At 40.4% G+C, this 26,515-nt stretch carries 19 protein-coding genes and 3 pseudogenes; 5 read left to right on the plus strand and 17 right to left on the minus strand.

The window, feature by feature from the left end; all coding sequences use genetic code 11:
- Nucleotides 1-23 precede the first annotated feature (23 nt).
- The 3 genes from FAY30_RS14220 to FAY30_RS14230 form a co-directional block, all read right to left on the minus strand.
- Nucleotides 24-809 carry an HAD family hydrolase gene (locus FAY30_RS14220; protein ID WP_149870498.1) on the minus strand — a complete coding sequence of 262 codons (786 nt, stop codon included), beginning with the start codon at nt 807-809 and terminating at the stop codon, nt 24-26.
- Nucleotides 810-947: 138 nt separating this feature from the next.
- Nucleotides 948-2,141 carry a glucose-1-phosphate adenylyltransferase gene (locus FAY30_RS14225; protein ID WP_149870499.1) on the minus strand — a complete coding sequence of 398 codons (1,194 nt, stop codon included), beginning with the start codon at nt 2,139-2,141 and terminating at the stop codon, nt 948-950.
- 274 nt (nt 2,142-2,415) lie between these two features.
- Nucleotides 2,416-3,642 carry a DUF438 domain-containing protein gene (locus FAY30_RS14230; protein ID WP_149870500.1) on the minus strand — a complete coding sequence of 409 codons (1,227 nt, stop codon included), beginning with the start codon at nt 3,640-3,642 and terminating at the stop codon, nt 2,416-2,418.
- 302 nt (nt 3,643-3,944) lie between these two features.
- On the opposite strand from FAY30_RS14230, the pseudogene FAY30_RS14235 reads away from it, so the two are divergent.
- A pseudogene (locus FAY30_RS14235) lies at nt 3,945-4,922 on the plus strand (ring-cleaving dioxygenase).
- A gap of 91 nt (nt 4,923-5,013) precedes the next feature.
- Here FAY30_RS14235 and FAY30_RS14240 read toward each other — a convergent pair.
- Nucleotides 5,014-6,606 carry a long-chain-fatty-acid--CoA ligase gene (locus FAY30_RS14240; protein ID WP_149870501.1) on the minus strand — a complete coding sequence of 531 codons (1,593 nt, stop codon included), beginning with the start codon at nt 6,604-6,606 and terminating at the stop codon, nt 5,014-5,016.
- 293 nt (nt 6,607-6,899) lie between these two features.
- Between FAY30_RS14240 and FAY30_RS28070 the strand changes: the two are divergent.
- Nucleotides 6,900-6,974 (plus strand): annotated as a pseudogene (locus FAY30_RS28070) (CotG/ExsB N-terminal domain-containing protein); the annotation flags it as partial.
- A gap of 107 nt (nt 6,975-7,081) precedes the next feature.
- Here FAY30_RS28070 and FAY30_RS27205 read toward each other — a convergent pair.
- Nucleotides 7,082-7,705: a hypothetical protein gene (locus FAY30_RS27205; protein WP_190284651.1), complete on the minus strand. Its 624-nt coding sequence runs from the start codon at nt 7,703-7,705 to the stop codon at nt 7,082-7,084.
- A gap of 141 nt (nt 7,706-7,846) precedes the next feature.
- Nucleotides 7,847-8,938: a CotH kinase family protein gene (locus FAY30_RS14255; protein WP_149870504.1), complete on the minus strand. Its 1,092-nt coding sequence runs from the start codon at nt 8,936-8,938 to the stop codon at nt 7,847-7,849.
- Between the two features lie 206 nt (nt 8,939-9,144).
- Between FAY30_RS14255 and FAY30_RS28075 the strand changes: the two are divergent.
- Together FAY30_RS28075 and FAY30_RS27850 are read left to right on the plus strand one after the other, a co-directional pair.
- Nucleotides 9,145-9,219, plus strand: a pseudogene (locus FAY30_RS28075) (CotG/ExsB N-terminal domain-containing protein); the annotation flags it as partial.
- An 85-nt stretch (nt 9,220-9,304) separates the two neighbouring features.
- Complete coding sequence (locus FAY30_RS27850) at nt 9,305-9,427, plus strand: hypothetical protein (RefSeq protein ID WP_263315194.1); 123 nt, start codon at nt 9,305-9,307, stop codon at nt 9,425-9,427.
- A gap of 117 nt (nt 9,428-9,544) precedes the next feature.
- On the opposite strand, the gene FAY30_RS14260 is transcribed toward FAY30_RS27850, so the two are convergent.
- Nucleotides 9,545-10,267 (minus strand): DsbA family oxidoreductase, encoded by a 723-nt coding sequence (locus FAY30_RS14260; protein ID WP_149870505.1) that lies wholly within the window; start codon nt 10,265-10,267, stop codon nt 9,545-9,547.
- A 175-nt stretch (nt 10,268-10,442) separates the two neighbouring features.
- Here FAY30_RS14260 and FAY30_RS14265 point away from each other — a divergent pair, with 175 nt between their 5' ends.
- Complete coding sequence (locus FAY30_RS14265) at nt 10,443-11,165, plus strand: hypothetical protein (protein ID WP_149870506.1); 723 nt, start codon at nt 10,443-10,445, stop codon at nt 11,163-11,165.
- Between the two features lie 39 nt (nt 11,166-11,204).
- Here the strand turns inward: FAY30_RS14265 and FAY30_RS14270 are convergent, their stop codons facing one another.
- From FAY30_RS14270 to ppdK, 10 genes are all read right to left on the minus strand, one after another.
- The gene (locus FAY30_RS14270) at nt 11,205-11,927 is read right to left on the minus strand and encodes a CBS domain-containing protein (RefSeq protein WP_149870507.1); all 723 of its coding nucleotides are present in this window, start codon (nt 11,925-11,927) and stop codon (nt 11,205-11,207) included.
- Nucleotides 11,928-12,111: 184 nt separating this feature from the next.
- Nucleotides 12,112-12,633 (minus strand): response regulator, encoded by a 522-nt coding sequence (locus tag FAY30_RS14275; RefSeq protein WP_149870508.1) that lies wholly within the window; start codon nt 12,631-12,633, stop codon nt 12,112-12,114.
- Between the two features lie 79 nt (nt 12,634-12,712).
- Nucleotides 12,713-13,744 carry a Delta(5) desaturase DesA gene (locus FAY30_RS14280; protein ID WP_149870509.1) on the minus strand — a complete coding sequence of 344 codons (1,032 nt, stop codon included), beginning with the start codon at nt 13,742-13,744 and terminating at the stop codon, nt 12,713-12,715.
- Nucleotides 13,745-13,888: 144 nt separating this feature from the next.
- A complete protein-coding gene (gene dacB / locus FAY30_RS14285; RefSeq protein WP_149872717.1) occupies nt 13,889-15,322 on the minus strand; it encodes a D-alanyl-D-alanine carboxypeptidase/D-alanyl-D-alanine endopeptidase in 1,434 nt (477 codons plus the stop codon).
- Between the two features lie 98 nt (nt 15,323-15,420).
- A complete protein-coding gene (locus tag FAY30_RS14290; RefSeq protein ID WP_149870510.1) occupies nt 15,421-16,689 on the minus strand; it encodes a LysM peptidoglycan-binding domain-containing protein in 1,269 nt (422 codons plus the stop codon).
- A gap of 110 nt (nt 16,690-16,799) precedes the next feature.
- A complete protein-coding gene (locus tag FAY30_RS14295; RefSeq protein WP_149870511.1) occupies nt 16,800-19,394 on the minus strand; it encodes a polynucleotide kinase-phosphatase in 2,595 nt (864 codons plus the stop codon).
- A complete protein-coding gene (locus tag FAY30_RS14300; protein ID WP_149870512.1) occupies nt 19,391-20,743 on the minus strand; it encodes a 3' terminal RNA ribose 2'-O-methyltransferase Hen1 in 1,353 nt (450 codons plus the stop codon). Before FAY30_RS14300 ends, FAY30_RS14295 begins: the two co-directional genes overlap by 4 nt.
- Before the next feature lie 134 nt (nt 20,744-20,877).
- Nucleotides 20,878-23,460 (minus strand): helicase-related protein, encoded by a 2,583-nt coding sequence (locus FAY30_RS14305; RefSeq protein ID WP_149870513.1) that lies wholly within the window; start codon nt 23,458-23,460, stop codon nt 20,878-20,880.
- Nucleotides 23,461-23,537: 77 nt separating this feature from the next.
- Nucleotides 23,538-23,729 carry a YbxH family protein gene (locus FAY30_RS14310; RefSeq protein WP_149870514.1) on the minus strand — a complete coding sequence of 64 codons (192 nt, stop codon included), beginning with the start codon at nt 23,727-23,729 and terminating at the stop codon, nt 23,538-23,540.
- Between the two features lie 116 nt (nt 23,730-23,845).
- Nucleotides 23,846-26,515: a pyruvate, phosphate dikinase gene (gene ppdK / locus FAY30_RS14315; RefSeq protein ID WP_149870515.1), complete on the minus strand. Its 2,670-nt coding sequence runs from the start codon at nt 26,513-26,515 to the stop codon at nt 23,846-23,848.

Here is a 26,515-nt window from a genome sequence, read left to right on the forward strand (position 1 = left end):
TGGATTGAGCCTTTTTTTAAACTCTACAGATTCTCCAAGATTGGAAAAAGCTCTTCTAAATGCTGAATTTCGAATGAAGGGATTACCTCATTTCTCACTTTGTTGTGACGATTAATCCAAACGGTTTTGATTCCCGCACGGTTCGCCCCAAGGATATCTGTCATCAAATTATCTCCAACCATTATCACTTCCTCCTTCTTTAGTGAAAGGAGTGACAAAGCATGTTCAAAAATAGAAGGATCGGGCTTTCCCTTACCGAAATCTCCAGAAATGACAATATGATCAAAATACGGGACAAGTTCGGGTGTAATCTCTAATTTTGTATTTTGTAAATCCGGTGACCCATTTGTCAATAAAAGCAACTGATAATGATCATTTAAGGCATCAAGAGTTTTAAAGGATTCCTCGTAAACAAACGGTGCCTTTCGCCGTTCCTGTGGAAATCGCTCAGCTAACTCAAGGCCCAGGGCAGGGTCGTCAATCCCCAACGTCAAAAGCCCTTTTGTCCAAGCATCTTTCCGATAAGTAGGAACAGTTTCCTGCATTTTTTTAAAATGATCATTATTTTCATCTAAAAAGTTACCCCATAATCCTTCGAATGGATTAATCCCTATCATTTGCGTAAAAGAATAAAATTCATATGAAGCATACAACTTTCTCGCAGCCTCCCGCACAGCTTCCTCTAGCTGATCTGTATCAATTCCACACCGGTCTTCTGCTACTTTACATGTGGCCGCAAATGCTTCCTTTACACTTTTTTGGTCCCAAAGTAGTGTATCGTCTAAATCAAAAAAAATCGCTTTAATCATGTTGCCCCTCTCCCCAATCAATTATATTTTTATAGTTTACCACTTTAATAGGTAAAAACAAATTATTTTTTGAATAGTGGAATAATTATAAAGAGAAACTAACAAAAAAGAAGAACATTCAATTTCTATCATTCCCTGCTATGACATGACCGATATCACATTTTCCTGTGGAGTATTGCCCTTAATGGCGGGATCGACGATTTCGTTATGTCCGACAACCATTAATTGCATTTTTGGATTATTTGAGACAATAATGACGCCATTCTTGATGATCGATTGGCTGCCGACAACAGCATTCTCAATCCAGACATTTTCTTCAATTGTTGTATGAGGCAGGATCACAGCGTTTTTGAGCCGTGCTCCCTTTCCAACTTTAACACCGTTAAAGACAACTGATTTTTCGATTGAACCGTAAATTTCGCAGCCTTCAGAAATCAAACTTTGATGAATCTTTGCACTTTCGGCTAAAAATAACGGCGGCTCCGTTGTTTCAACTGTATGGATTGGCCACTTGGGGTTTTGTAAAAATATATTATTCTCTCCATTTAACAGATCCATATTGGCCTCCCAATAACTATGTACAGTGCCAACATCCCGCCAGTAATTGTCAAAACAGTAGGCATATAGCCGTAAGCCATCGCACAGCATAGACGGAATAATATCTTTGCCGAAGTCTCTATTGGTATATTCCTTTTGTTCCTCTTGCCACAAATACTCTCTTAATATCGGCCACGAAAAAATATAAATACCCATAGAAGCCAGATTCGATGTTGGTCGTTTTGGCTTTTCCTCAAAATCGATAATTTTATTCGTTCTTTTATCCATTTGGATGATTCCAAAGCGGCTGGCTTCTTCCAATGGAACTTCAACAACAGCAATGGTACAATCTGCTTTCGTTTCAATATGCTGCTCCAACATGATTGAATAATCCATTTTATAAATTTGATCTGCAGATAGTATGGCAACGTAGTCAGGATTACATTGCTCGATAAATTCAATGTTCTGAAATACAGCATGTGAAGTACCCTCATACCACTCAACCCCAGAGTCACAATGCTGATAAGGTGGAAGGATGGTTAGACCGCCATTCCGATTATACAAATTCCAATAACTGCATTGGCCAAGATGGGCATGCAGCTCATAGGGCTTATATTGAGTTAAAATACCAACTGTATCGATTCCAGAGTTTTTGCAATTACTTAGAGTAAAGTCAATGATGCGGTATTTCCCGCCAAATGGCACGGCTGGTTTTACTAGTGTCTTTGTAAGGAGGTTCAGCCTAGTCCCCTTTCCGCCAGCCAACAACAAAGCAATCCATTTTCTATTTACCATTGTTCTTCACCTCGTAAAAAAAATTTTCTTCCTTTCATTAGATGGAATTAACGTTCTTCTACTACTCTTATTATCCCCGATTTTTTCCAACTTTCCGGTTTATCTGTTACAGCTTTGTGAATTTGTCCTGCTTTTTTATCGACACAAAAATTAATTAATCACTAGATTTGACTGTTCATGTCGCAATATAGACCAACCTATTGAAAGCGCCTCATAGAAAAAACCTGCCAAGCTTGACACGATTCTATCATGCAAACTAGGCAGGTTTTATCAGTTAAGATAATATTCGTTTTTCACCATCGATTCCTTTAATCGGTGCAATATTTTGGGTAAATTCTAGCGTGCCAATGTATTTTCCTGTCTCATCACGAACAGCGAAATAACGAATATAGACATATTTATCCTTAAACGGAATCCAGAAGTCCTCTGTGTTTTTTTTGCCTGATTTAAAGTCGGCTAGCAGTTCCTCGACCACATGGACACTTCTTGGCGGGTGGCAGTTTTGAACGGTTCGGCCGATAATGGCTTTCGTCCGTGCAAAGATTCTTTCTTTCCCATGCGAGAAGTAACGGACTACATCATCCTGGTCAATGAATGTGATATCCACCGGCAAATGATTTAACAACAGCTCAAGCTGTTTTAATGATAAGATTCCGGTTTCCATTTTAATATATCCTTCGGAGATTGCCTTTTCGTTCAGTCCTTTTCTGTCTGGTTTCCATTCTTCTGCAGGTGCCGTCAAGCAAAAACCAATTTCATCACTTTCATGGGCAATTTTTACCCACTCATCCTCCGTTAGATTTTTCAATGCCATGGGGAAGAGGATGTTTTCTTCTCGATAAATCATCTCCCCTACTTCTTGAATGACATAATCCATTACACTCGATACTGCTTGCTTGTCGCCATGATAATTGGCTAACTTTTGTTTGGCATCTTTAATCGCATCGCGGATAAAGTCATCGATTCGCCACATATTAGTGGTTGGTCCATAAATACCATACTTTTCTAAATAAGGAAAAATCAAATTCTCCTTTCGGCTGTAATGTTTATCAATGTCCAACAAGAGATTGATATCTTCCAATAGCGTATATACATTTTCAGTACTATCATCTTTATCAAATTGCCATAGATGGATCTGAATCTGCGTTTTTAATAATTTTTCAATTTCTTGATTTTCAAGTTTAAAGGTATGAATGGGATGCCCCGGCTGTTCCTCTGGTTTCCTGTATTGTTCACTCTCTTCCTCAATTGAACCTTTAAATATTGCCGTATGTTTTGTGTATAAGCGCTGCAGCTCCTCAGCAGATATACCTTCAACAAAATCATGCTGGAGCTGGGAAATTTCATCGACGGTAATTTTTCCAATAAAGGCATCAAAATGTGCTTTTACCTCATCAAGATTGCGCCCGTTATGAAGGTCCTGAAAGATTTGCTTTAATATGGTAAGACGATCTGTATTAGTAGTGGTCAAATTTTTTCGGTTATTAATGAATTCACTCATAAAAGATTCTCCTTCACTATTGCTGCATACTTGTGAAACATTTCTCATTACAAACTTAACACTTAAAAAAAGGGATGTTTGTGATTAACATCATAAGTATGCTTTTAATTGTGAAAACTTTAAGAACGATCACTTCTAAAATTAAAATGGGAATGACGTTTGCTGTAGGCGTAATATTTCCAATCTTGACATTGTCTTTTATCCATGATATATTTATCTCGAATTAAAGATGTATGAACTTGAGATATGGGTGAATCAATTCTGGAATGGAATAATATAAACATCTTTAAGGAGGAATTCAAATGAGCAGATTAAAAGGGATCCACCATGTTACCGCAATTACGAGCAGTGCTGAAAAAAACTACGAATTTTTCACAAATGTTTTAGGGATGCGCTTAGTTAAGAAAACAGTCAATCAGGATGATATTCAAACCTACCATTTATTTTTTGCAGACGATTCCGGAAGCCCTGGCACCGATATGACATTCTTCGACTTCCCCGGCATTCCAAAAGGGACTCATGGGACCAATGAGATTTCAAAAACTTCCTTCCGTGTTCCGAGTGATGCTGCCCTGAATTATTGGGTCAAACGTTTTGACCGTTTAGAAGTAAAACATACTGCGATTAAAGAGCAATTTGGCAAAAAGACATTATCATTTGTTGATTTTGATGATCAGCAGTATCAATTGATTTCAGATGAAACCAATAAAGGGGTTGCTTCTGGCACACCATGGCAAAATGGACCGATCCCATTAGAGTATGCCATTACCGGATTAGGACCGATATTCGTTCGCATCGCCAACTTTGACTATTTTAAAGAAATGATGGAAAAGGTGTTACTGTTTAAAGAAATTGCTCACGAAGGTGCCTTCCATTTATTCGAAGTAGGAGAAGGCGGCAATGGTGCACAGGTTGTCGTCGAATATAATGCGGTTCTTCCACAGGCACAACAAGGATTTGGGACAGTACACCATGCAGCATTCCGTGTGGAAGATCGTTCTGTTTTAGAAGAATAGATAGGGCGAATGGAAGGTTTCGGCTTCCAAACCTCTGGTTTTGTCGATCGATACTTTTTTGGTTCATTGTATGTAAGAGTGGCCCCACAAATCTTATTTGAATTCGCAACAGACGGACCAGGATTTATGGGTGATGAACCGTATGAAACTCTTGGAGAAAAGTTATCATTGCCTCCATTCTTAGAGACAAAACGAGAACAGATCGAGAAACTAGTCCGTCCGATTAACACAGTTAGAAGCACAATTGAATTTAAAAAGGAATGATTTTTTCACGGGCAATATATCGTTGAGGCCGTTAAGAATCGTACAACAAAAGGCATTGATCTTGAAATCATTGCCTTTTGTTTATGATCAGTTAATTCACTCTTTTCGGACCCTGCCAATACATTTCTCTCAAACGATATTTTTGCAGTTTACCTGTGGCTGTTTTTGGAAGAGCCTCCACAAATTCGACCGCTTTTGGTGATTTAAAGTGGGCCATGTTCGCTCGGCAAAATTGGATGATTTCCTCTTCCGTGACGTTTGCTCCGGGTTGCAAGACGATGATGGCCTTTGGAACCTCGCCCCATTTTTCATCCGGAATGGCAATAACTGCAGTCTCCAAGACATCTGGGTGTTTATACAAAACCCCTTCGACCTCAGTAGAAGAAATATTTTCTCCTCCTGAAATAATCAAATCCTTGGCACGGTCTTGGATTTCTATGAATCCGTCTGGATGAGTAACCGCCAAATCGCCAGTATGGAACCATCCATCCCTAATTGAAGCAGCAGTCGTTTCAGGGTCCTTATAATATCCCGCCATGACCACATTTCCGCGGGTAACAATCTCTCCCAGCTCTCGTCCATTCCAGGCAACTTCCTGACCGTCCTGATGGACGACCCTTGTTTCTCCATTAAACGCGAGTTCAATACCCTGTCTTGCCTTAATTGTTGCTTGTTCATCCGACGACTTTGATTCAAATTCTTTTTTCCATTCACAATAGAGAATGAACGGTGATGTTTCCGTCAACCCGTATACGTGGATCATATTTAATCCTAGAATTTCTTGTGCTTTATGAATCAACGCAGCTGCAGGCGGTGCCCCTGCTGTTGCCATCCGAGGATTCGTCTTGATTTCGACTTCCTTCGCCTTTGGATCATTTACCAGCATGTTCACCACGGTCGGCGCCCCACATAACAGTGAAATATTTTTTTCTTCAAATAGTTCGAGAATAAGCGGTGGATCAACCTTTCGCAAACAAACATGGGTACCGCCGGCTGCTGTAATTGCCCATACCCCTCCCCAGCCATTTGCGTGAAACATCGGTAACGTGTGTAGATATACATCATCATGTTGTACATTCAGATGATAAAGGAAATTAGCTGCATTCAGGTAATTTCCTCGATGTGTTAACATAACACCCTTTGGTTTTGAAGTGGTTCCACTCGTATAATTGAGAGTAAGAAGCTGATTTTCATCAATTTCCACTTTCGGTAACTTGGAAATTTTTGGAGCATGGCGAAGGAAATCCTCATAATCCACACTTTTTAAAGATGTTTTTTGTCCCGGAACTGGCACGATAATGATTGGATCAAGGGAAAGTCGATGAATGATTTTCTCAATCGGTGCGCAAAATTCTTCATCGACAATTAACATCTTTGAATCACTGTGACGGATAATGTACTCCAAATCCTCTGCGGACAAACGGTAATTCAATGGAACCATGACAGCACCAAGTTGGCAAATTCCATAAAAGCTTTCCAACATATAATGGGTGTTAGGCAGCATCACCGCTACGTGATCACCCTCCGATATTCCCGCTTGATACAATGCTGCCGAAAGCTGATCTACTCGTTGTCCAAATTCTTGATATGTAAATTCTTTTTCACCGTCAATCACAGCTGTTTTTTTAGGATAATATTTTATCGCTCGCCGTTTCCAATCAAGTGGGGTTAGTGGGGAAAACATAACATCCATCTCCTTTTTTGAAAATTCACTTATTAATTTCAGCAATGATTCGAAAAAACCCTTTATATTTGAAAAAAATCTTATCCCAGTTTTGAAAAATTGGTGCCTGACACCCTTTTTAAGTATGTCACCTTTTTTATGTTGGTTTTGGACAATCTTTTTTAATTATTGAGTCATTCCCCTATACAAATTGTACGTGACCTACGTAGATTAGTAGGAGAATAGGAGACGAGCAGTATTTATTTGTGTATTGCTTCCGTCTTCCCTTTTCAAGAATAATAAGAGGTGAAATAATGAGACATTTTTCTTCAGATGATATTCAAAAGGCTGCAGAGGAGGTAAAAAGGTCCGGTCAAGGAAAACACATGTTTAATGACCCTGGATTAAAAAAGAGATCACATCACAAAAGACATCATGGACCAAAGCCTCCTGGACATCGGAAAACTTCACGTAGGAGAACCGCAAAACCAATGCATCAAAATAAGGCTCGCAGGAACACTTCCAGAAACCGTCCTACTTCTGTCATGGTGACTTCTCGACGCAATACTTCCAGAAACCGTCCTACTTCTGTCATGGTGACTTCTCGACGCAATACTTCCAGAAACCGTCCTACTTCTGTCATGGTGACTTCTCGACGCAATTCCTCTAGAAACCGTCCTACTTCTGTCATGGTGACTTCTCGATGGAATACTTCCAGAAACCGACCTACTTCTGTCATGGTAACTTCTCGTCGAAATACTTCCAGAAACCGTCCTACTTCTGTCATGGTAACTTCTCGTCGAAATACTTCCAGAAACCGCCCTACTTCTGTCATGGTAACTTCTCGTCGAAATACTTCCAGAAACCGCCCTACTTCTGTCATGGTAACTTCTCGTCGAAATACTTCCAGAAACCGCCCTACTTCTGTCATGGTAACTTCCAGAAGAAATACCTCAAGAAGAAATACTTCCAGAAGAAATACTTCAAGAAGGAATACTTCAAGAAGGAATACTTCAAGAAGGAATACTTCAAGAAGGAATACTTCAAGAAGGAATACTTCGGGGCAAGGCGGGTCAAGATGTTGCAATCGTTCACGCAGGAATAATAGAGGCCAAGACAACTTTGGATGGAGCGCAACGCCGAATGATGATTTTGAAGTGGAAGGTTATATTTTGGACGGCAATATTTGGAGACCTATTAGGGGCTAAGTCTATGTCAAATATCTCTGAAATGCAAAAGATGCCAATCGGCATCTTTTTCTCTATTCCCAGTTTAATAATTTTCTCTGTAAATACATTCTTCTATCCTCAATATACTTAGAAATCACTTCAGGCTCCTTATCAAAGTCAGCTATATTATGCTTTATATAAGGATCCTGCAGCACAAACGGACGAACCTGTTGGAGCAATCTTTCAACCTTTGGCATCATAAATTCCAGGGTAAATTGTTGTTCCATAATTTCTTTAAGCAAGTTTCGGTACCGATTACGAAAATAATCAACATCAAGGAGCCTTGCTGTTAATGTATTAAAACCATCAATCGGGACATAATTCGCTTCCATTACCTTTCCGTTGACATCTCGTCCCCATGTTGCATCATAATCCCAGGGAATCACTTCAAATAAGCCGGTAGTTCCATTCCTGTAAAGGGCATAGTTATGAACAAAACCATCATAGTTAGATGTGAAAATTATCCCGGCAATCCAACGAAGGTATTTTTCCACGTCGACATAATTCTGGATTTCTTTTTCAAAATCAGATTGTGGAATCGTGTTAATGTGAAAGATAAATTCTTGTAAGTAAAAATCTTCCTCGGGAGTGCCGCACTTTCTTTCATATCCCAACTCCAATGATTTCTTTGTTTCTTTGTCTAAGTCACTCATTAAAGAAAAGTTTGCATCCCCATCGACTGCATAAAAAATACTTCCGGTTGGAAGGACTCTTCTTTGTAAAAAATTCTCATCCACCGACTCGATTTCTAAATAAACTCCATCTGCCCTGCCATTTTGCATTAAGAAAACATGTTTAGATTGCGGTGATAAAACGCCAATCTCTGAGAAGAAATCAAAAGACAATTTGTTTCGGATGAGTGATGGATCTTTAAATTCAGCATTAAGGTGCATCCGGCTAGAACCTTTATATTTTTTAGGGTTATAAAATGCAATTTGATAAGACTTTTTCGAAAAATCTCGAATATGGGATCCACGATAACTTAAATCAATCTCAAGCCTTCTCCCATCTATCGTTAACTGGGCTGGAACTGGTTCATCAATCCAGATGTCTCTTCTAAGCTCTCGCAGGTCAATTGGTTTAATAAAAAGCTTATAGTGCGGAATGCTTGTATCCACGGCGATTATTTATACCTCCTTTCTTTATTCGTATGAATAATAAAGAATGAAGGTCACGTTTTAATTGCATATTTTCTTTACATAGGCGTTTGTCCCAAACAGGGACAACTGTACAAACGTAAATTGATTAAAGAAGAGTGAGTATGAACGCCAATCATGTCAATTGGATTGTATACTTCCTTTTCTGGATTTTAAGGAGGTGCTAAATTAAGGTGAGTGAATTTTCATCAGAGGATATTCAAAGGGCAGCGGACGAAGTTAGACGTGGTGGTTTCGGAGACTTTATGTTTAGAGACCCAGGACAGCACCGTGGAACTTCACGACGAAGAACCTCACGGCGTCAGATGACATCACGAAGAAGGACTTCAAGACGTGTCACATCAAGTTCTCACAATACTTCACGTAGAAAAACGTCGAGACGGCATACTTCAAGAAGAAATACGAGGAGATGCTGCTCCGGTTGGCGGAACACTTCTCGTGGCAATGAACAGGTAAAGACTTGTTGGCAAGACGGCAACATGTGGGAATATTGTATTCGCAGTCGCAGGTAATGGATTACGCCAATAACATGGGAAAGCACGCCAATGCATACTTTCCCATGTTTTTTTCGATCTATTTCTCTTTGGGAATCACACAGTTTCCATCGGCACAACTAACATCTTCCTCGGTCGAAAGATCCTGAAGGATCGGTGCAGGTGATTCTTCCTCCCAAACTTTTTCCAACGCACCTTTAAACGTTTCTAGTGGCTGAGCACCGGAAATGGCATATTTGGAATTGATAATAAAATAGGGAACGCCGCTAATCTGATATTGCTGGGCTATTCCTTCATCTGCACGCACCTCGTTGGCATAAGCGGTTTTATCTTGAAGAACCGCCAATACCTCTTGCCGGTCTATACCTGATACCTCAGCAATATCTGCTAAAGTATCAATATCGCCTATATGCTTTGATTCGCTGAAATAGCCATGAAGGAGCTTTTCAGTAACCATTGCTTCTTTCCCTTTTGTTTTCGCAAACTTTGCCAAGCGGTGGGCATCAAATGTATTAGTAGGTTTCATCCCTTCAAAATCATATGTTAATCCGACTGACGCTGCCTGCTGGCCGACACCTAGATTGGCTTGCTTTGCCTGTTCAATACTCATGCCATACTTTTTTGCTAACACTTCATGTATATTCTGACCACTGTATTCGGACGAATTCGGATCCAGTTCAAAACTTTTAAATTCAACCTCTACCTGATCTTTATGTGGAAATTGATCTAACGCCTCTTCTAACCTGCGTTTCCCAATATAACAAAACGGACATACATAATCAGACCATACTTCAATTTTCATGAAAACACCTCGTTTTTCTTTGATTATGTAATATAGTAACATACCAGGTTTGAAATCCAATACAATGTGCTCCTTGGAGTTAAAAAAAAGCAAATAAAGAAATTCTCAGCAACTTATATATTTTTAAATGTTGGAAATAATAACCTCGATTAACATTGAGAGGATGGGATGTTTGATGTCGTTAGAATGGTTTGACAGAGTATGTGCGGAACTGCAGGATCACCTGGAGTCGATTTGTGAAGAATATGATCAGGTTGGTCAAATGACAATTGAGAGAGCCGCCAAGCATCCAAGGATTGAGTTTTACGTTGATACCACTGATGTGGACACCGAGGAACTTGACAGAGATTATTTTTGCACGCTGTTTTTCGACCCGCAAAACGAAGAATTTTACATTGATAGCTTCGATGTTGACAGCGGCCACACGGCGAAAATCATCCTTTCAGACATCGAGGAAATTGTCGAGGAAGTACATGCAAGCCTTCATGACTACATCAACGGCGAAGACCATTATACAGACGATGGCGTCTATCTGCAGTCTGATGAAAGTTTTGAAGATGAATGCGGAACGGTGGACGATGATGATGAAGAATACTTTGAAGCAGAACAAATCAACACCGATGATATCTTTGAGGAAATTAATGTCGATTGGTCTACACCAGAAGTGACAGCCTTCAAGCATGAAGACGAGGTGGAAGTAACCTATCAGTTTGGTGTCGTTCAGGCAACAGGTGATGGCGTCCTCAAACGGGTGAACCGGATTTGGACAACCGATGACGAGCTAATCAAGGATGAATCCCATTTCGTTTTTAGTAAAGAGGAAGCGTCAACGATTATCGCGATGATTGCCAGCCACATGGACCAACTAAGCGAGTTTAATTTTGATGATATGCCCTAACATACAAGGGAGCAGCGCTATTGCTGCTCCCTCTTTCATTTAGTCCACAGTATAATCAATTTCAATCAAATCCCAAGCGGTGATAATGCCTAATGGTACCTCATCGTCACTCCCATTTTCTGTGATAATTACACCTTCAATTTTACGTTTCTTTTTATGGGCTTTTTCAAAGATATTTTCAACCTCAAATATATTGATACTTTTATTGACTATCTCTATCGGACGATCTTTTTCGTACTCCAGAATAGCAGAAACACGGATATCCGATAGGTTCACTCGTCCGGCCTCCATATGTTGCGCCATCCATTTTACGATTGATCCAGCCGTCAAAAGGCCGATGCATTTTTTATTTTTATAGATTGGAAACTTAGAATAACCGTATTCTTTTATGGCATCAGTTACTTTTAAAATGCTGTCCTGTACATCAAAATAAACGACCTTTTTTGAGGCAATGGAAAGTGCGTAATTAGGACGGCTTAAGACATTGGCGATTTTTTCAATATGACTAACCACCTTTGCATTTGGTTCAGCGATATAGAAGCCAACCTCCATTTTTTCGTGGACAATTGCGTTTCTGAGCCGTGCGTATTGCTCTAAATCTTTCTTAAAGGTTTCGATAATTTGATATTTTTTTGCCCCAACCTTCACCAAAACTACAAATCTTTCATCATTGATTTGAACAATGTCGCGTAGTGCCTCATGAACTTGATTGTAGGCGACTTCAAACCGCTCCGATAATTGCTGTCCTTGTTTTTTATTCATATTATGTTCTCCTAATTTTAAATCTACTTTATCTTTATTAAATCAACATTCTCATTGTAAAATCAATACTTGATATTTTCAAAGTAATGGCCCTCTTTTTTTTACTTACCCATTATTCCACTATTAACCAAAGAAACTGTATCCAAATTGGATACAGCCCGCTTCTTTAAAAATCACCATAACCCTATCCGGTTGGTAACTTTATTTTATCTATTATGGTTGAAAAATAGCTTCTAACGGTGCCAAGTGTTTTACTTTGATCAGTAGAGTTCTCATTTATAGTTTTATCATTATCTAATTCATCAGCACTGGATTCCGAGTCCATTAATTCAGGAGAATAAATCCGCTTTCCAGCTATAACACTCCGTATTGAGGAGACCAACTCGTCACTCGGACTATCCTTCAATAAATAACCTTTAACATTCGCTTCTAAGGCACGTCTAAAATATCCTATCCTAGCAAAGGTTGTTAAAATGATTACTTTGCAGGGTGACGGATTTAATGCTTCCGCTGCCTCAAGTCCCGTTATTTTGGGCATCTCAATATCCATCAGGCAAACATCGGGCTGTAATTGGTGTACAAGCGTAAGTGCCTCTTCCCCATTGCTTGCCAGTCCTACTACTTCCATATCATCTTCCAAATTGAGGAGCGAACCCATTGCCCCTAACAGCAGTTCCTGATCTTCTGCGATGACAATCCGTATCATTATGTTCTCTCCTTATCTGGCAGCCGCAACTAAGCAGAGACTCCTCTTTAGTAAAAGGAGTCAGCCATTGACGGTATTCTTAAAGTTCTGGTTTAATTTGATGCGAAACACTACTTTTAGCTGCAGATTTAATATCCTTAAAGGTCACGAAATTCTTGTTTTTCTCATCCCATAAGCGGAAGCGAAGTGACCGTAAGCTTGTCGTAAGCGTGATAGTCGGTACATTTTGTAACGGAGGTGTATTTTTGTGTGCCTCTTCCAGTTTATAATTAGGTACCCTTGGACTTAAATGGTGTACGTGGTGAAAGCCGATATTTCCTGTTAAAAATTGCATGATTTTTGGAAGCTTATAAAAAGAACTTCCCTCCACAGCAGCTTTCACGTATTCCCACTCTTTATCTTCTTCAAAATAGGAATCCTCAAAGGTGTGCTGTACATAAAAAAGCCAAATACCTGCTGATCCTGAAATCATAAAAATTGTGCCCTGTACTAACAGAAATGTCTGCCACCCTATTGCCCAGCAGAATATTGCAATCAAAGCAACGATGATTACATTCGTTAAATAGGTGTTGTTACGTTCCTTCGTTCTAGCACCTTTACGGTTAAATCTATTTTTAAGAAGGAATACATAAATCGGACCTAATCCAAACATTACCAAAGGATTACGATAAAATCGATAGGCTAAACGCAGTTTAAGTGGTGCTGCTAGGTATTCATCAACTGTAAGTGTCCAAATATCTCCAGTGCCTCGCTTATCAAGGTTACCACTTGTCGCATGATGAACCGAGTGCTCATGACCCCATTGATCAAATGGGAATAATGTTAAAACCCCCATACATGTCCCCACTGCTCGGTTAGCACGGCGGCTTTTAAAGAACGAATGATGGGTACAATCATGAAAAATAATGAAAATCCGTACTAAATACCCGGCAGCAAGGATGGATGGAACGAGTGTCAACCAATAGGAGACAGAGAGACTTTGATAAGCAAGGAACCATAGGATCATAAATGGCACGACCGTGTTAATGATCTGCCATATACTTTGCTTTGTCGTTGATTTTTCAAAAGGAGTCATTTGCTTTTTTAAGTTTTTCGTATTTTGTAAGGTCATTTAGTTGAGTTCCCTTCTTGGAATGTGGCGTTAAACCAATTATAAAGGAAGGGATTTGGACTTGTTAGTAGCAGGTGTCATATACCGGGCATGATAAATGTCATGTCCAAGGTATTTTACCTATCATTTTCCGCCATAATTTACTTAATATAGGTTCCCTAACAGCTGCACGATTTGATCTTCAATTATTTTCCCTTTTTTTTCATTCACTAAATTATTTAACAGGATAGAAAATATCAATGTTTGTCCACTTTTCGTGGTTGCATAGCCTGATAATGAACTAACAGTAGAAATCGTACCGGTTTTTGCCTTGACTTTTCCGAGGGTACTTGGATTTTTTAATCGATTCCTTAGGGATCCCCCTACCATTTTCTCATGGACACCAGCTACAGGCAGTGAATGGAGATAGGTAGTGAACCACGTTTCCTTCTGGACAGCAAATAATAGCTGGGTGATTTGATTGGCTGGGACAAGATCAACATGGGATATGCCTGAACCATCCCGGATTACCATTGTTTTTGTATTTACACCGAAACGTGCGGCTTCGGTTTCCATAACAGCTAACCCCTTTTCCCAACTTCCTTCTCCTTTCATCACCTTGCCCATTTCTTTGATTAATATCTCAGCGTGCACATTGTTACTCAGCTTCATAAATGGAACAAGCAATTCCGATAAGGGCATCGATTGGTGGTTCGTCAAAACTCTTGCTGTATCAGGCACCTCGCCTGATACGATTTTTCCGGACACAGTGATTCCATGTTTGGCTAATGATTTCTTAAAAAGCGTGGCTGCATACCTGGTCGGGTCCCACACACCAATCCATTCTGTAACCGCTTTGGATTTTAATGGAATTGTCCCTTCAATGGTGATCGTGTTCGTTGCGTGATCCCGCTCGACAGAGATCTTCTTATTGCCATCAGCTTCAACCGTGACAGCATGATTGGTGATCTTCATATAATTTGTTTTCGGTGTAACTTCCACATTCACCATGTCCCCAATTTTTGTTCCCGGTTTAACTTTCACTTTAACAGAACCTGCATCGTAGTCATTTGTTGGGGAGGCGGTAAGTGCAGAAATCTGGGCTCCATAATAGGTGGTTTCGTCACTCCATGGCATATCGAGTGAATAACGAACATCATCGTAACGCGAATCATCCCCAACCAGATTTCCCTTTATCTGTTTAATTCCCTTCTTTTTTATCTCCCCAGCCATTTGATCAAAATCAGACTTTAATAAGGTTGGGTCACCTTTACCTTTTAGATAAATATTGCCATGCAATGTATTATTTTTCACTTTGGAATCTGTAAGCACTTCCGTCGTAAAAGAATAATTCTCTCCCAAAACGCTTAAAGCGGCCGCGGCTGTAAACAACTTCATGTTTGAAGCGGGACGTAATCGAATATCTCCTTGATGATCATAAATAATTTCACCGTTCGTTGCATTTCGAATACTGATTCCAGCAATTGCCCCCTCTAAATCTGGGTCCGATTGAATGATATAATTTAGCTGCTGGCTCCAATTCTTATGGCCATTCATTGCTTTAACGTGATGGCTTGGAGATGTTACAGCAAACAGCATGATGATTAGTAAAACGTAATAGTTCACACTCTTTATCAATCTATGAACCAGCCTTCCCTTTTTTTAAAAAGTGTTTCCAAAAATGCAGTTTTTAGGCCCTATTTTTTTAAAACATTAATATTTTTACTAAGATACGCCCAATTTTGCGGTGCCGGCAGACTTATCTGCCAAAAAGTCGTGCCACTTAATTGGTAAATATCAATTAAACGGTATTTTTCTATATAGCTCCGAATGTCTTCAAACCAGACGACATGCTCTTCTACTCCATGCCAATACCGATACCATGGTGATTTAGCAGTTTGATTAAATTCAATCGGAGACCCGGTTGAGATGGCTTGATTTTGGGCGCCAAGAACCGATTGAGCATGTGTTTTATTAGTATGAACCACCTTGTCGTACCCATAAAGCGGCATGGCGATTTGCAGCTTTCGTGGATTAATTTGGGTTATCGAGTATTGAATCACTTGCTCCATCCATGAAACCGGAGCAACCGGATCAGGCGGACCACCGGGATAACCGTAGTCAATCGTCATGACCGCTACCAGGTCGGACACGTTACCAATAGCCGCATAGTCGTATGCCCCGATGATTCGATTGGTCGGTATATCTGCTGTTTTCGCGTGAACATTTACATGCAAGATCAGCCCGCCTAATGCATTCTTTAAATCTCCTAAAAAAGTAATAAAATCAATGCGCCTTGCCGGAGGGATAAACTCAAAGTCAATACTTACGCCGCCAAACCCCCGTTGTATGGTGAGATTCACAATACTTGCTACTAAATTTCCACGATAGGCGGGATTTTGTAGAACCTTTCCGGCAAGCTCCGCACTGAAATTACTGCCTGTAAAATTCCGGATCATCAATAGCGGTGTAATGTTCAATTCCATACACCTTGCTATAATATCGGCATCCTCGGTTTCGTTATAGGCGTAACCTTCCTCTGTAAATGAATAGGCAACGATGGCCCCATAGGTCAATTGGCCGGCAACAGAATCAAGGATTGAATAAACGGTGCTTGCCGATGATGGCACAATAAATCCCAGTGTGGAAATTTCAAACTTTATTGGTGATGGGATCCTGATAATTTGGCCGATTAGGAGTTGATTTGGATCCAGCCCTGGATTCACAGCTAGAATGGAGGAGGCGTCGATTATAAATCGCTGTGCTAATTTCCAGATTTGATCCCCTGCTTGTATTCGATAATAGCGAAGCGGCTGTAGAGTGTTAGGGATATATAATGCAAGTCCAGGAACAATAGAAGTCGCCGATGGTAATCCGTTTAATTCTATGATTGATTGAATGGTCACCCCATACCTGTTTGAGATCTTCCATAAATTCTCTCCACTTTGAACAACATGAACGTCCATAACACTCCACCTCCCTATTACAATCATATGGATTTGGAAATTGATTATACTAAGTTGTTAATCAAAAAATTATCTACCGATTCTAGTAGGTTAAAACCGTCCACTAACGCTTAAAGCCTTGGATCGATTGGATCTGATTCTAATGCTAAAACTCCCAACACGCATTCGTGGTACCGCTCCAACGACTCTTTGCCAACAAAGCGATTTACCGACTCGACACCTAAAGCAAATTCCTTCAAGGCGTTACGTTGCTTTCTGCTAACATTTCGCTGCTTCAATCGGGCTAGATTCTCCGCCTGTAAATAATCAATCCCATAAATGATGTGCAAATACTTGCGCCCGCGCACTTTGATCGCCGGCTGCAGAAGTTTTCCTTTATGCCGGGCCACATACTTCTCCGGTTTCACAACAAAACCCTCATGGCCATCTTCGGTCATTTCCTCCCACCATTCGATAGCGGCCTTCAACGAATCCTCATCATCAACAACTTGATATTCGGTTTCAACAAACAGCTTTGACAGTCCGCTAAATTCTTTATTTTTCTCCATATGCCACGTATGCGGCTTATCAAAAAATGTCTCCGTGCTGTGGGCTAACGTATGAAAAGGAGCAATTTGAATGCCTTCCAAGCCTTCCGTTTCCCAACAATATTTTTGATAGACCTCATTAAAAGTCTTTGTATTTTCTAATTTCTCATCATTTTCCTCAATCCAGCTGTATACGTCCTTCCAATTTTCGGAAGCCCGCTGGAGTTGTTCTCGGATTTTGCTCCGATCCAGAAGTGCCATTTCACCCACATATGCATATTGATTCAAAATTAAGTCCTTAGCTTTCAAATTCCATGGAAGAATTTCCGCATCCAACAAGACAAAATCAGTTGCATATTTTTCAAAATATCCGCTCAAATCCTCATTTAATACTTGAAGAACTTGTTCTTCCAGTCCTTTTTGAAAAAATGCCCTTCCTGTTCTTGTATAAATCGCTCCTAATGATTCCCGGCCGATATACTCTTTAGCCGTTTCCTTGTTTTTAAAAAGAAATAAAATACCGCGGCTTCCCATATGCTTCTTCTGAACCACCATGGTGTCAATTCCATTAGCCAGGTAGTAATCAAATGCCTCCATCGGGTGTTCCAGGTAACCATCCAATTGGGAAGGTTTTGGAATCGGGCTCATCGTCGGTGGGAGATAGACAATTTCCTCCAGCGGTAAGGTGTAATGGGAAAGATCGTCCAAGGCAGATTTGGCAGCATCTTTATAAATGGCGATTTCGCCAAGCTGTTCTGTTAACACGGAAAAACCATTAACAAACTTTCCTAAATTAGGAGGTGCCAGCCGCTTTCGTTCCCATTCCTTCAAGGGGTTATCCCGGACATTTGCGTAATCCTGTTTCGCAGCAACAGAAACCAATTGTTTTTCCGGATAGCGATAGGCTGTTAACCTCCCCCCAAACACGACACCTTGGTCGATGTTCAGTGTATTGTTGACCAAAAGTGGCTGCGGTTTCGGGTCATGTCCCCAAATAATTAATTCATTGGATTGATGTTCAATTGTCCAGTCCTTACGACGCGGCTTGCCATTCTCATCTAAACCCTCTGAATCCCCATACCGGCAATAATCTGAAATTCGCTGCGATTGTTTGCCAATGTAATGGTCTTTGATTCCGGCATGTGTGGCTACAGCCACCTTTACGCCATTTTTTCGGATAATTAAATGCGATTTTGCTGCCAAAAGAAGATTCTTCAGATCCTCCTTTAATTGATCAGCTGCCTCTTTACCGAATCTGCCCTCATACTCCATAAAATCTGCTTCGACCTTTTCATCACCATGTGCAAGATTGACGTTACGTCCGTCCAGCCAACGGGCAATCTTCCACCCATGATTGCTATCAATCATATAAGCTAATCCAGCATCAATGTGCTTTTTGAAAAATTGCAGTGTTTCCAACGAGCGGGGTCCCCTGCTCATCACATCACCTAATGATAGAATTTTTCTCCCTTCAGGATGTAAAAAGAATCCCTCTGCATTTTCCACATATCCAAGCTTGTTCAACAGCTCAATGAACTCTTCATAGCAGCCGTGAATATCGCCAATAAAATCCATTCCATTCTCGATGTCAATTAGTAATGCATTTTTCTGTCTGCCTATCACTAATCCCTGGAGCTCTGTTTCATTTAAAATATATGTGCGGTGAAATCCTTCTTTTTTAATCGATCGTAATGTCCGCTTAAAGTGTTGATATTGCTGTTTAATACGATTCTTTCCTCGGGGGAAATCCCTGTGTGGATCCCGTACAATTAGCTCTTCTTCAGCGACATTTAAAACCACTGCCATCACAGGTACATGATGTTTCTTCCCTAGTCGAATGTACTGTTGGCGATCATCCTCCTTTAAATGAGTCGCATCAATAATCGTTAATTTATTTAAGCGGCACCGTTTCCCAAGGAGGAAATCCATCACCGCAAATGCTTCGTTTGATATGCGATGATATTCATCAAAGAGAGCATCCGCTTCATCCTTTGGCCGTGCATTCCAATTAATATATTCAATGTCACTGACCAGAACGCGAAATTGATCTGAACTAATTACTTCGGAAGCCAGTATCCTATTTTCTTCAATTAAACGGTTCAACAAGGTCGTTTTCCCACTGTTTGAAGGTCCAATAAGCAAGACAATTCCCGCAGCCGGCAAGTAAATTTTCGTCATTTTGAAGTTCCCTCCTCTCTCGTAAAAATTGCCATTTGCGTTGGCTGACCGTAGCTAGGATTTTCTTTACCAATTCCTTGAAAACGAAGCTGATAAGGATTAGGTCTTGCCCACTCTACACACCTTTCCCTAAACTCCTCCCTTGTCCATTCAAAGCGGTGATCTGTATGCCGCATCGACTCATCCATGTCATAGACCACATTATATTCCCGATTCGGTGTGGTCACTATCAAAACAAGAGGACGATTATTATTGAAAATTGATTCAAATATTTTCGCTAATCGATGTTCATCGATATGTTCGATGACTTCACATAAAATCATGACATCCTTATTGTTCAGCCGTTCATCATAATAAAATAAAGAACCCAAAACGGGTGTTGGTGCAATGAATCCAAATTTCCCGCCTGCTTGCTCAAATCTTTCCATTGCTCGTAACCGTGCTTTATTAGATGGCTCGACAGAAAGAATCTCTTTCACGCCCTCAATGAAGCCAAGCTGAACCGACAACTTTCCTTCACCGGCGCCAAGATCAACAATCGTTTCTCTTTTTGGCAAAGTTTCGATATATTTAATAATTGCTTCGTACCGAAGATCATTCAAACGAACTTTCGTGCGATCTACTATTTCAACATCTGGAATCTCTTTTTCGTAAAATTTGGATTGCGAAATCATGTTATGGAATCGTAAAGTACGTTTTAGGATCATCGCCTTCAGCGGGTGTGTTTCTAACCATCCTTCACCGTACCGATCAAGCTTTTCGATTTCCCGTTCATCAATAAAATAATGTTTATAATTATCAATAACAGGAATGAGAATCGACACTTGTTTTAATGCGTTCTGTACAGTCTGCTTTCCTTTTAACGTGATATATCGGGCAAAGCTTTTTTCACGGATGAAGCTATTCCCTCGTTCCACCTCTACCTCGTACACGATAGGGGTGAATAGGGCTTCCAGCTCCTGATCCCGTAAATCTGATGCAATCGGACCAAAGGCAAGATCCATATCAAATGGATGTTCGACCCACGATACATACTCCTCCTTCGGCTTACCATTTAATGCTGTCCCCAGAGCCTTTCGAATCGATGAGACAAAAATACTGCTTGCCGCAAACTCACGATCGTTTATGTAATGTGTAATATCATATAAATCAGGTGAATTTTTTACTAATTCAATTGGATCAGTGTTTACATAAATAAGAACCTGGACTTCTTCACTTGAAAAAGTAGTATACAACAGGCGGACGGTGAGCCCTTTTTCACCACGTTCAAATAATTTATTTGGATTTTTCGCTAAAAGATAAGAAACGGCCTCCGCACCAGGACCTCGTACTGTTAATGATAGTTGCATCCATAGCACTCCACTCTCATTGGACATGTTTTTTAGTCCCATTTTACCAATAAAACCACGAATTGGGAATTTACTTCATTATCAATCCTTTGGAATAGTAAAAAAAGACCTTGATCAGGCCTTTTCTTATCATATTAAAATTGAAAATCATCATCATATCGATATTTTCGATACCTTGCTGCATAGCAGGCATCACAGGTTGGAAAAGAATGGTCCCATGGCAATTTTTTTCCACAAGTTTTACATTTTTTAACAAATTTTTTTATATCTGTTTTTAAGCGTTCCTGCACCTGATCACTGATTTCCTCCCTGAGCCGTTCCCAATATATTGCCTCCGTTTTCTCACCCAAGCGATATAAAAATAAGAGATGCAGCCCAATAGCTTTATAGCTTAATTCTAATTCTTCTAAGCTGCGTTCCTTTACAACCGGTTCCGGCAGCTCCCTGCCTAGCATAATGGCATACATCGTATCCTCCCATTGTCTTGTCAATACTTGCTCATTTTTTGAAAAGGGCAGATGTAAAAAGCCGTATAAATCCATTAAAGAAAACCTTGCTTCAATTTCAGTCCCGGCAATCAATTGATAGAGCGATTTCTCCTCTGAAAGCGAGGCTTTCTTCGTCCCTTTAGGACTTTCAAATTTCCCCCAAAGCTCAAAAAAAGTCCCTAAATCGTGATAATAACGTTGAAAACGTTCGAACACGGAATTCGTTGGAGCAATTGAAAACGTATGAACAGGCTCATCCTCCTGCAACAACAGATTTCGCATTTTTTTAATGTCACTTGTAAACGCTACCTTCCCAACATCATAAATCCCTTTGCGTCCGGCACGGCCGGCAATTTGCTTTACTTCTTGAGAGGTAAGCAGCCTTCTTCGTGTGCCATCAAATTTATCATTCTCAAGGAAAACAATCCGGCGAATTGGCAGGTTCAATCCCATGCCGATTGCATCTGTTGCAACAATTACCTTTGTCTTTCCCTTATTAAACTGCTCAATCTGCTTTTTTCTGGTTTCCGGCGGCATGCTGCCATATATCATGCTGACAGAATAACCGTCATTTTGCAGACGCGAGGCTGTTTCAAGAACACGTCTTCGCGAAAAACAAATCAGGGCATCGCCTCTTTTGCAATGCTTAATATGAAATTCCTTGTTCTCCACTTCAAGCGGGGTATCGCGGCTATATTCGTGTATTTCGATGTTCGAATCCCCTAATAACTCCAGCAGCATGTGTTTGGAGTTCTTGCTGCCGATGATATGGACTTCATCAGCATGAGCTTTAGTGATTGCCTTATACCAAGAAAAGCCGCGGTCTTTATCGGTTATCATCTGGGCTTCATCTATAACGACCACTTCGTAAACTTCTTTTTCATGAAACATTTCTACCGTACAAGAGATGTGTTGTGCACCTGGGGTCACTTTTTCCTCCTCACCTGTTTTTAAGGAGCAGGGTGTTCCTTCGGCATTCAATTTATCATAAACCTCCAGGGCCAACAGCCGGAGCGGCGCCAAATACAAACCGCTATTGGCTGTTTTCATTCGCTCAAGGGCATGATGAGTTTTCCCAGTATTCGTTTCGCCAATATGCAGCACATAGCGGACATGCCTTTGGTAAGAAGGGGCGTATTCTGTTCCAAAGATATCCCTCATCATCTGTTCTTCGGCTTCTCTTTTTCGTTGTAATTCTTCTTGCTCTTCCTTTTGTTTCTTTTCCCGCTCTTGGAGATCCTTTTCTAACAGTTCCTTGTGCACAGTAAGGTCAAAAGGAATGTCTGCTAACCGTAATAAGTCAGATACATATTCATCCTGAATATCTTCAATGAAATACCCTTCAATATCATACAAAAGTTGGGCAATACTGCCTTTAACAAAAGGAGCCGATAATTTTTCTTGAAAAACCGTGTGAAAATCATCTTTGAGCACTGTTGAAAGGTGTTCTAAAATTGTTTGAGGAATATGTTCAGACAAAAAATCTGCTATTAAACCTTCGTATACAAAGAAATAGGTTTGATATTCGTAGACGCTTCTGCCCCAGTTTACAGTCTTATGAATATTACCCGTCAGTTCTTCAAAAAATGTTGCTAATGTTGTATATTCGGCTGGATTAAATGACCCTTGATTTACTAATTTTTCCTCTAAGGCAACTGGATCGACCGATTGAAACTTCACATTATTTTTCAGATCAGAAGCTAACTGCTTTGCAACAAAGTGGCGTATATATAAATAGAACAAATCATATTGTTCCTCCAAAATCCCAGCGGCAAAATCCTCTATTTCACTTCGAATCGATTGCTTTTGCTCTTCTAGCAGCTTCTGTTCTTCCCTCTTTTGAAAAGCAGCTTTTGCTTTCTCATACCGCTCCGACCACCATTTATCTTTATCTGCGAAGGTTTCCTTCAACCATCCCATCGCATCAAAAGGCATATATAATCTCATTTCATCCCGAAATAGTTTATTCAAAAGTTTTCGGTCAATTCCCTGAACCTCAAATCCCCGGTCCGTTAAAAATTGCTTCTTTTCATTTTTAGACACATCATTTGTTGATTTATTTAACCACACGTTCACCCAAATTTGCTCTGTGTAATGGCCGCGATCCTTCAAGTATTGGTCAAATGAAGGCAAATTTTCTCTCATCTCCAGATAATGGTCGATATCATCAATCACTTTCATTTTTGTATGTTCAACTGCTTGAGGGTAAATGGATGTTAATTTGCTCAAAATTAACCCTCCTTTTCTAAAAAATGTTTTCTTTTTTTCATTCTAACACATAATAAAAAACCGAACAAATATTCGGTTTAAATATTATGCCGGTTACAATAGTCGTCAACCAAATCCTCAATTTGGTCTAATTCAGGAAACTTGCCTGAAAACTGAAATGTAATTTCCTCGATAAATTGGTCTTGGTTGTACACATGAACTGCGCCGTTTTGCATTATGACACTGAATTCAGGAACAAAACGATATCCATTTCGTTCAATAGCCCCCATTTTTTAGTCCCCTTTTCATTTTTCTTTAGTATAAGCAGATTTTGCGACACTAATCCCGAATCCAAAAATCCGCGAAAAGAGGACGGCACCGCATTGGCACCGTCCTTCCTAAAAAATTATGCGGTTGTTAATACCTCTTCCTTATTAACTTCATGGCGAATCGTTGCCTGCGCGGCAGCCAAACGAGCGAGCGGCACGCGGTAAGGTGAACAGCTGACATAATCTAAACCTGTTCTGTAGCAGAAATCAATTGAGCTCTTTTCACCGCCGTGTTCGCCGCAAATCCCTGTTTTTAGAGAAGGCTTCGCCGCACGGCCCAGCTTGACACCCGTTTCCACTAACTTTCCTACACCTTCCTGATCAAGCACGGCAAATGGATTTTCCGGTAATACCTTATTTTCAATGTAAGCTTGCAGGAATTTCCCTTCCGCATCATCACGGCTATAGCCGAATGTCGTTTGCGTTAAATCATTTGTCCCAAATGAGAAGAAGTCTGCTTCTTCGGCAATTTGATCAGCCGTTAAGGCTGCACGCGGAATTTCAATCATTGTTCCAATTGTATACTCAATTTGCTTACCTGTTTCTTCTTGAACAAGGTTAGCCGCGTCAATAACCAGCTGGCGCATTTGTTTTAACTCATTCACATGGCCAACCAACGGAATCATGATTTCCGGCTGTACTTCCATGCCTTTTTCCGCCAGTTTTGCCGCGGCATAGAAAATTGCCTTTGCCTGCATCTCATATATCTCTGGATAAACCATCCCTAAACGGCAGCCGCGATGGCCAAGCATTGGGTTATACTCATCCAATTGGCGTACCTTTTTAAGCAATTGTTCTTTTTTCTTTAATTCAGGTGACCCCGGTTCCGTGATTTGCAGCTTGGTCACATCTACTAATAGTTCTTCTTTATCTGGTAAAAACTCATGTAGCGGCGGATCAAGCAAACGAATGGTAACAGGGAAACCTTGCATCGCTTCAAAGATTCCTTCAAAATCGCCTTGCTGCATTGGTAATAGATCATTCAATGCTTCCATTCTCTCCGCATAATTTTCCGCAAGAATCATTTTTTGCACAGTTGGAATTCGTTTTAAATCCATAAACATATGTTCAGTCCGGCATAAACCAATTCCGCCTGCACCGAATTCAAATGCTTTCAGTGCATCTTCAGGATTATCCGCATTGGCACGTACACCCAATTTCCGCTCTTGGTCTGCCCATGCAAGCAGCATTTGGAACTCATTGGAAAGTTCAGGAGCAATCATTGGAATTTCCCCCAGCATGATTTCTCCTGTAGAACCATCAATTGTGATAATATCACCATAATTCACAAGCGTTTCGCCAATGCTAAATTGCTTTGCTTTCAAATCAATCTTTAATGCCTCGCATCCGCAGATACATGCTTTTCCCATGCCGCGAGCTACTACAGCAGCATGGCTTGTCATACCGCCACGGCTTGTCAAAATGGCTTGCGAAGCAACAATTCCATGAATGTCATCCGGTGTGGTTTCAGGTCGAACTAAAATCACTTTTTTTCCTTCATTTCCTAATGCCTCAGCCTCATCTGCATCAAATACCACTTGGCCGGTTGCAGCCCCAGGGGATGCAGGTAAGCCTTTTGCTAAAATGTTTTTTTGAAATTTATCATCAATGCGGTGGTGCAGTAATTGGTTTAATTGGTCCGGATCGACACGCAGTAAAGCGGTCTTTTTATCAATTATACCTTCCTCAACCATCTCAACAGCGATGCGAATAGCAGCTTGTGCTGTCCGTTTTCCATTGCGTGTTTGCAGAATGAACAGCTGTCCGCGTTCTACAGTGAATTCAATGTCCTGCATTTCTTGATAATGCTGTTCAAGCCGTTTGCATGTATCAGAGAATTGGTTGTATACTTCTGGCATTTCGTCTTTTAAAGTCGCAATCGGCTGAGGCGTGCGAATTCCTGCCACTACATCTTCCCCTTGGGCATTGATTAAATACTCCCCATAAAGAACATGCTCTCCAGTCGATGGATTTCTTGTAAAGGCAACGCCTGTGCCGGAGTCATTCCCCATGTTACCAAACACCATACTTTGAATATTAACAGCAGTACCTAAATGATCTGGAATTTTATTTAAGCGGCGGTACACAATCGCACGCTGATTATTCCAAGAATTAAATACAGCGTTAATCGCTAGGAAAAGCTGTTCCTTAGGATCTTGGGGGAAGTCTTTTCTTGTATGCTTTCTCACAATCCCCTTATAGCCAATAATAACCTCCTGCCAATCTTCAGCCGTCATTTCAGGATCAGAAGAATAGCCTTTTTGCTCACGAGTTTCTTCTAAAAATTGTTCGAAATAATAGGTATCAATTTCAAGCACCACATTACTAAACATTTGTATGAATCGGCGGTACGAATCATAAGCAAATCTCGGGTTATCCGTCAATGTTGCAACACCAATAACTGTGTCATCATTCATCCCTAGATTCAAAATGGTATCCATCATACCAGGCATGGAAAAGACAGATCCGGAACGAACAGAAACGAGCAATGGATTTTGAGGGTCACCCAGTTTTTTACCCATTTTTTCTTCCAACTGAGTCAGCGCTTCTAAGGTTTGCGTTTCTACTAAAGTCGGAATGGATTTACTAGCTTCATAGTATGCATTACAGGCCTGTGTTGTAATCGTAAAACCATAAGGAACCGGGAGACCAATCCGAGTCATTTCTGCTAGATTCGCACCTTTTCCCCCGAGTAATTCCTTCATATTTCCTTGTCCTTCTTCAAATAAATATACGAATTTTTCCAT

The organism is Bacillus sp. S3, from assembly GCF_005154805.1.
GTDB lineage: Bacteria > Bacillota > Bacilli > Bacillales > Cytobacillaceae > Neobacillus.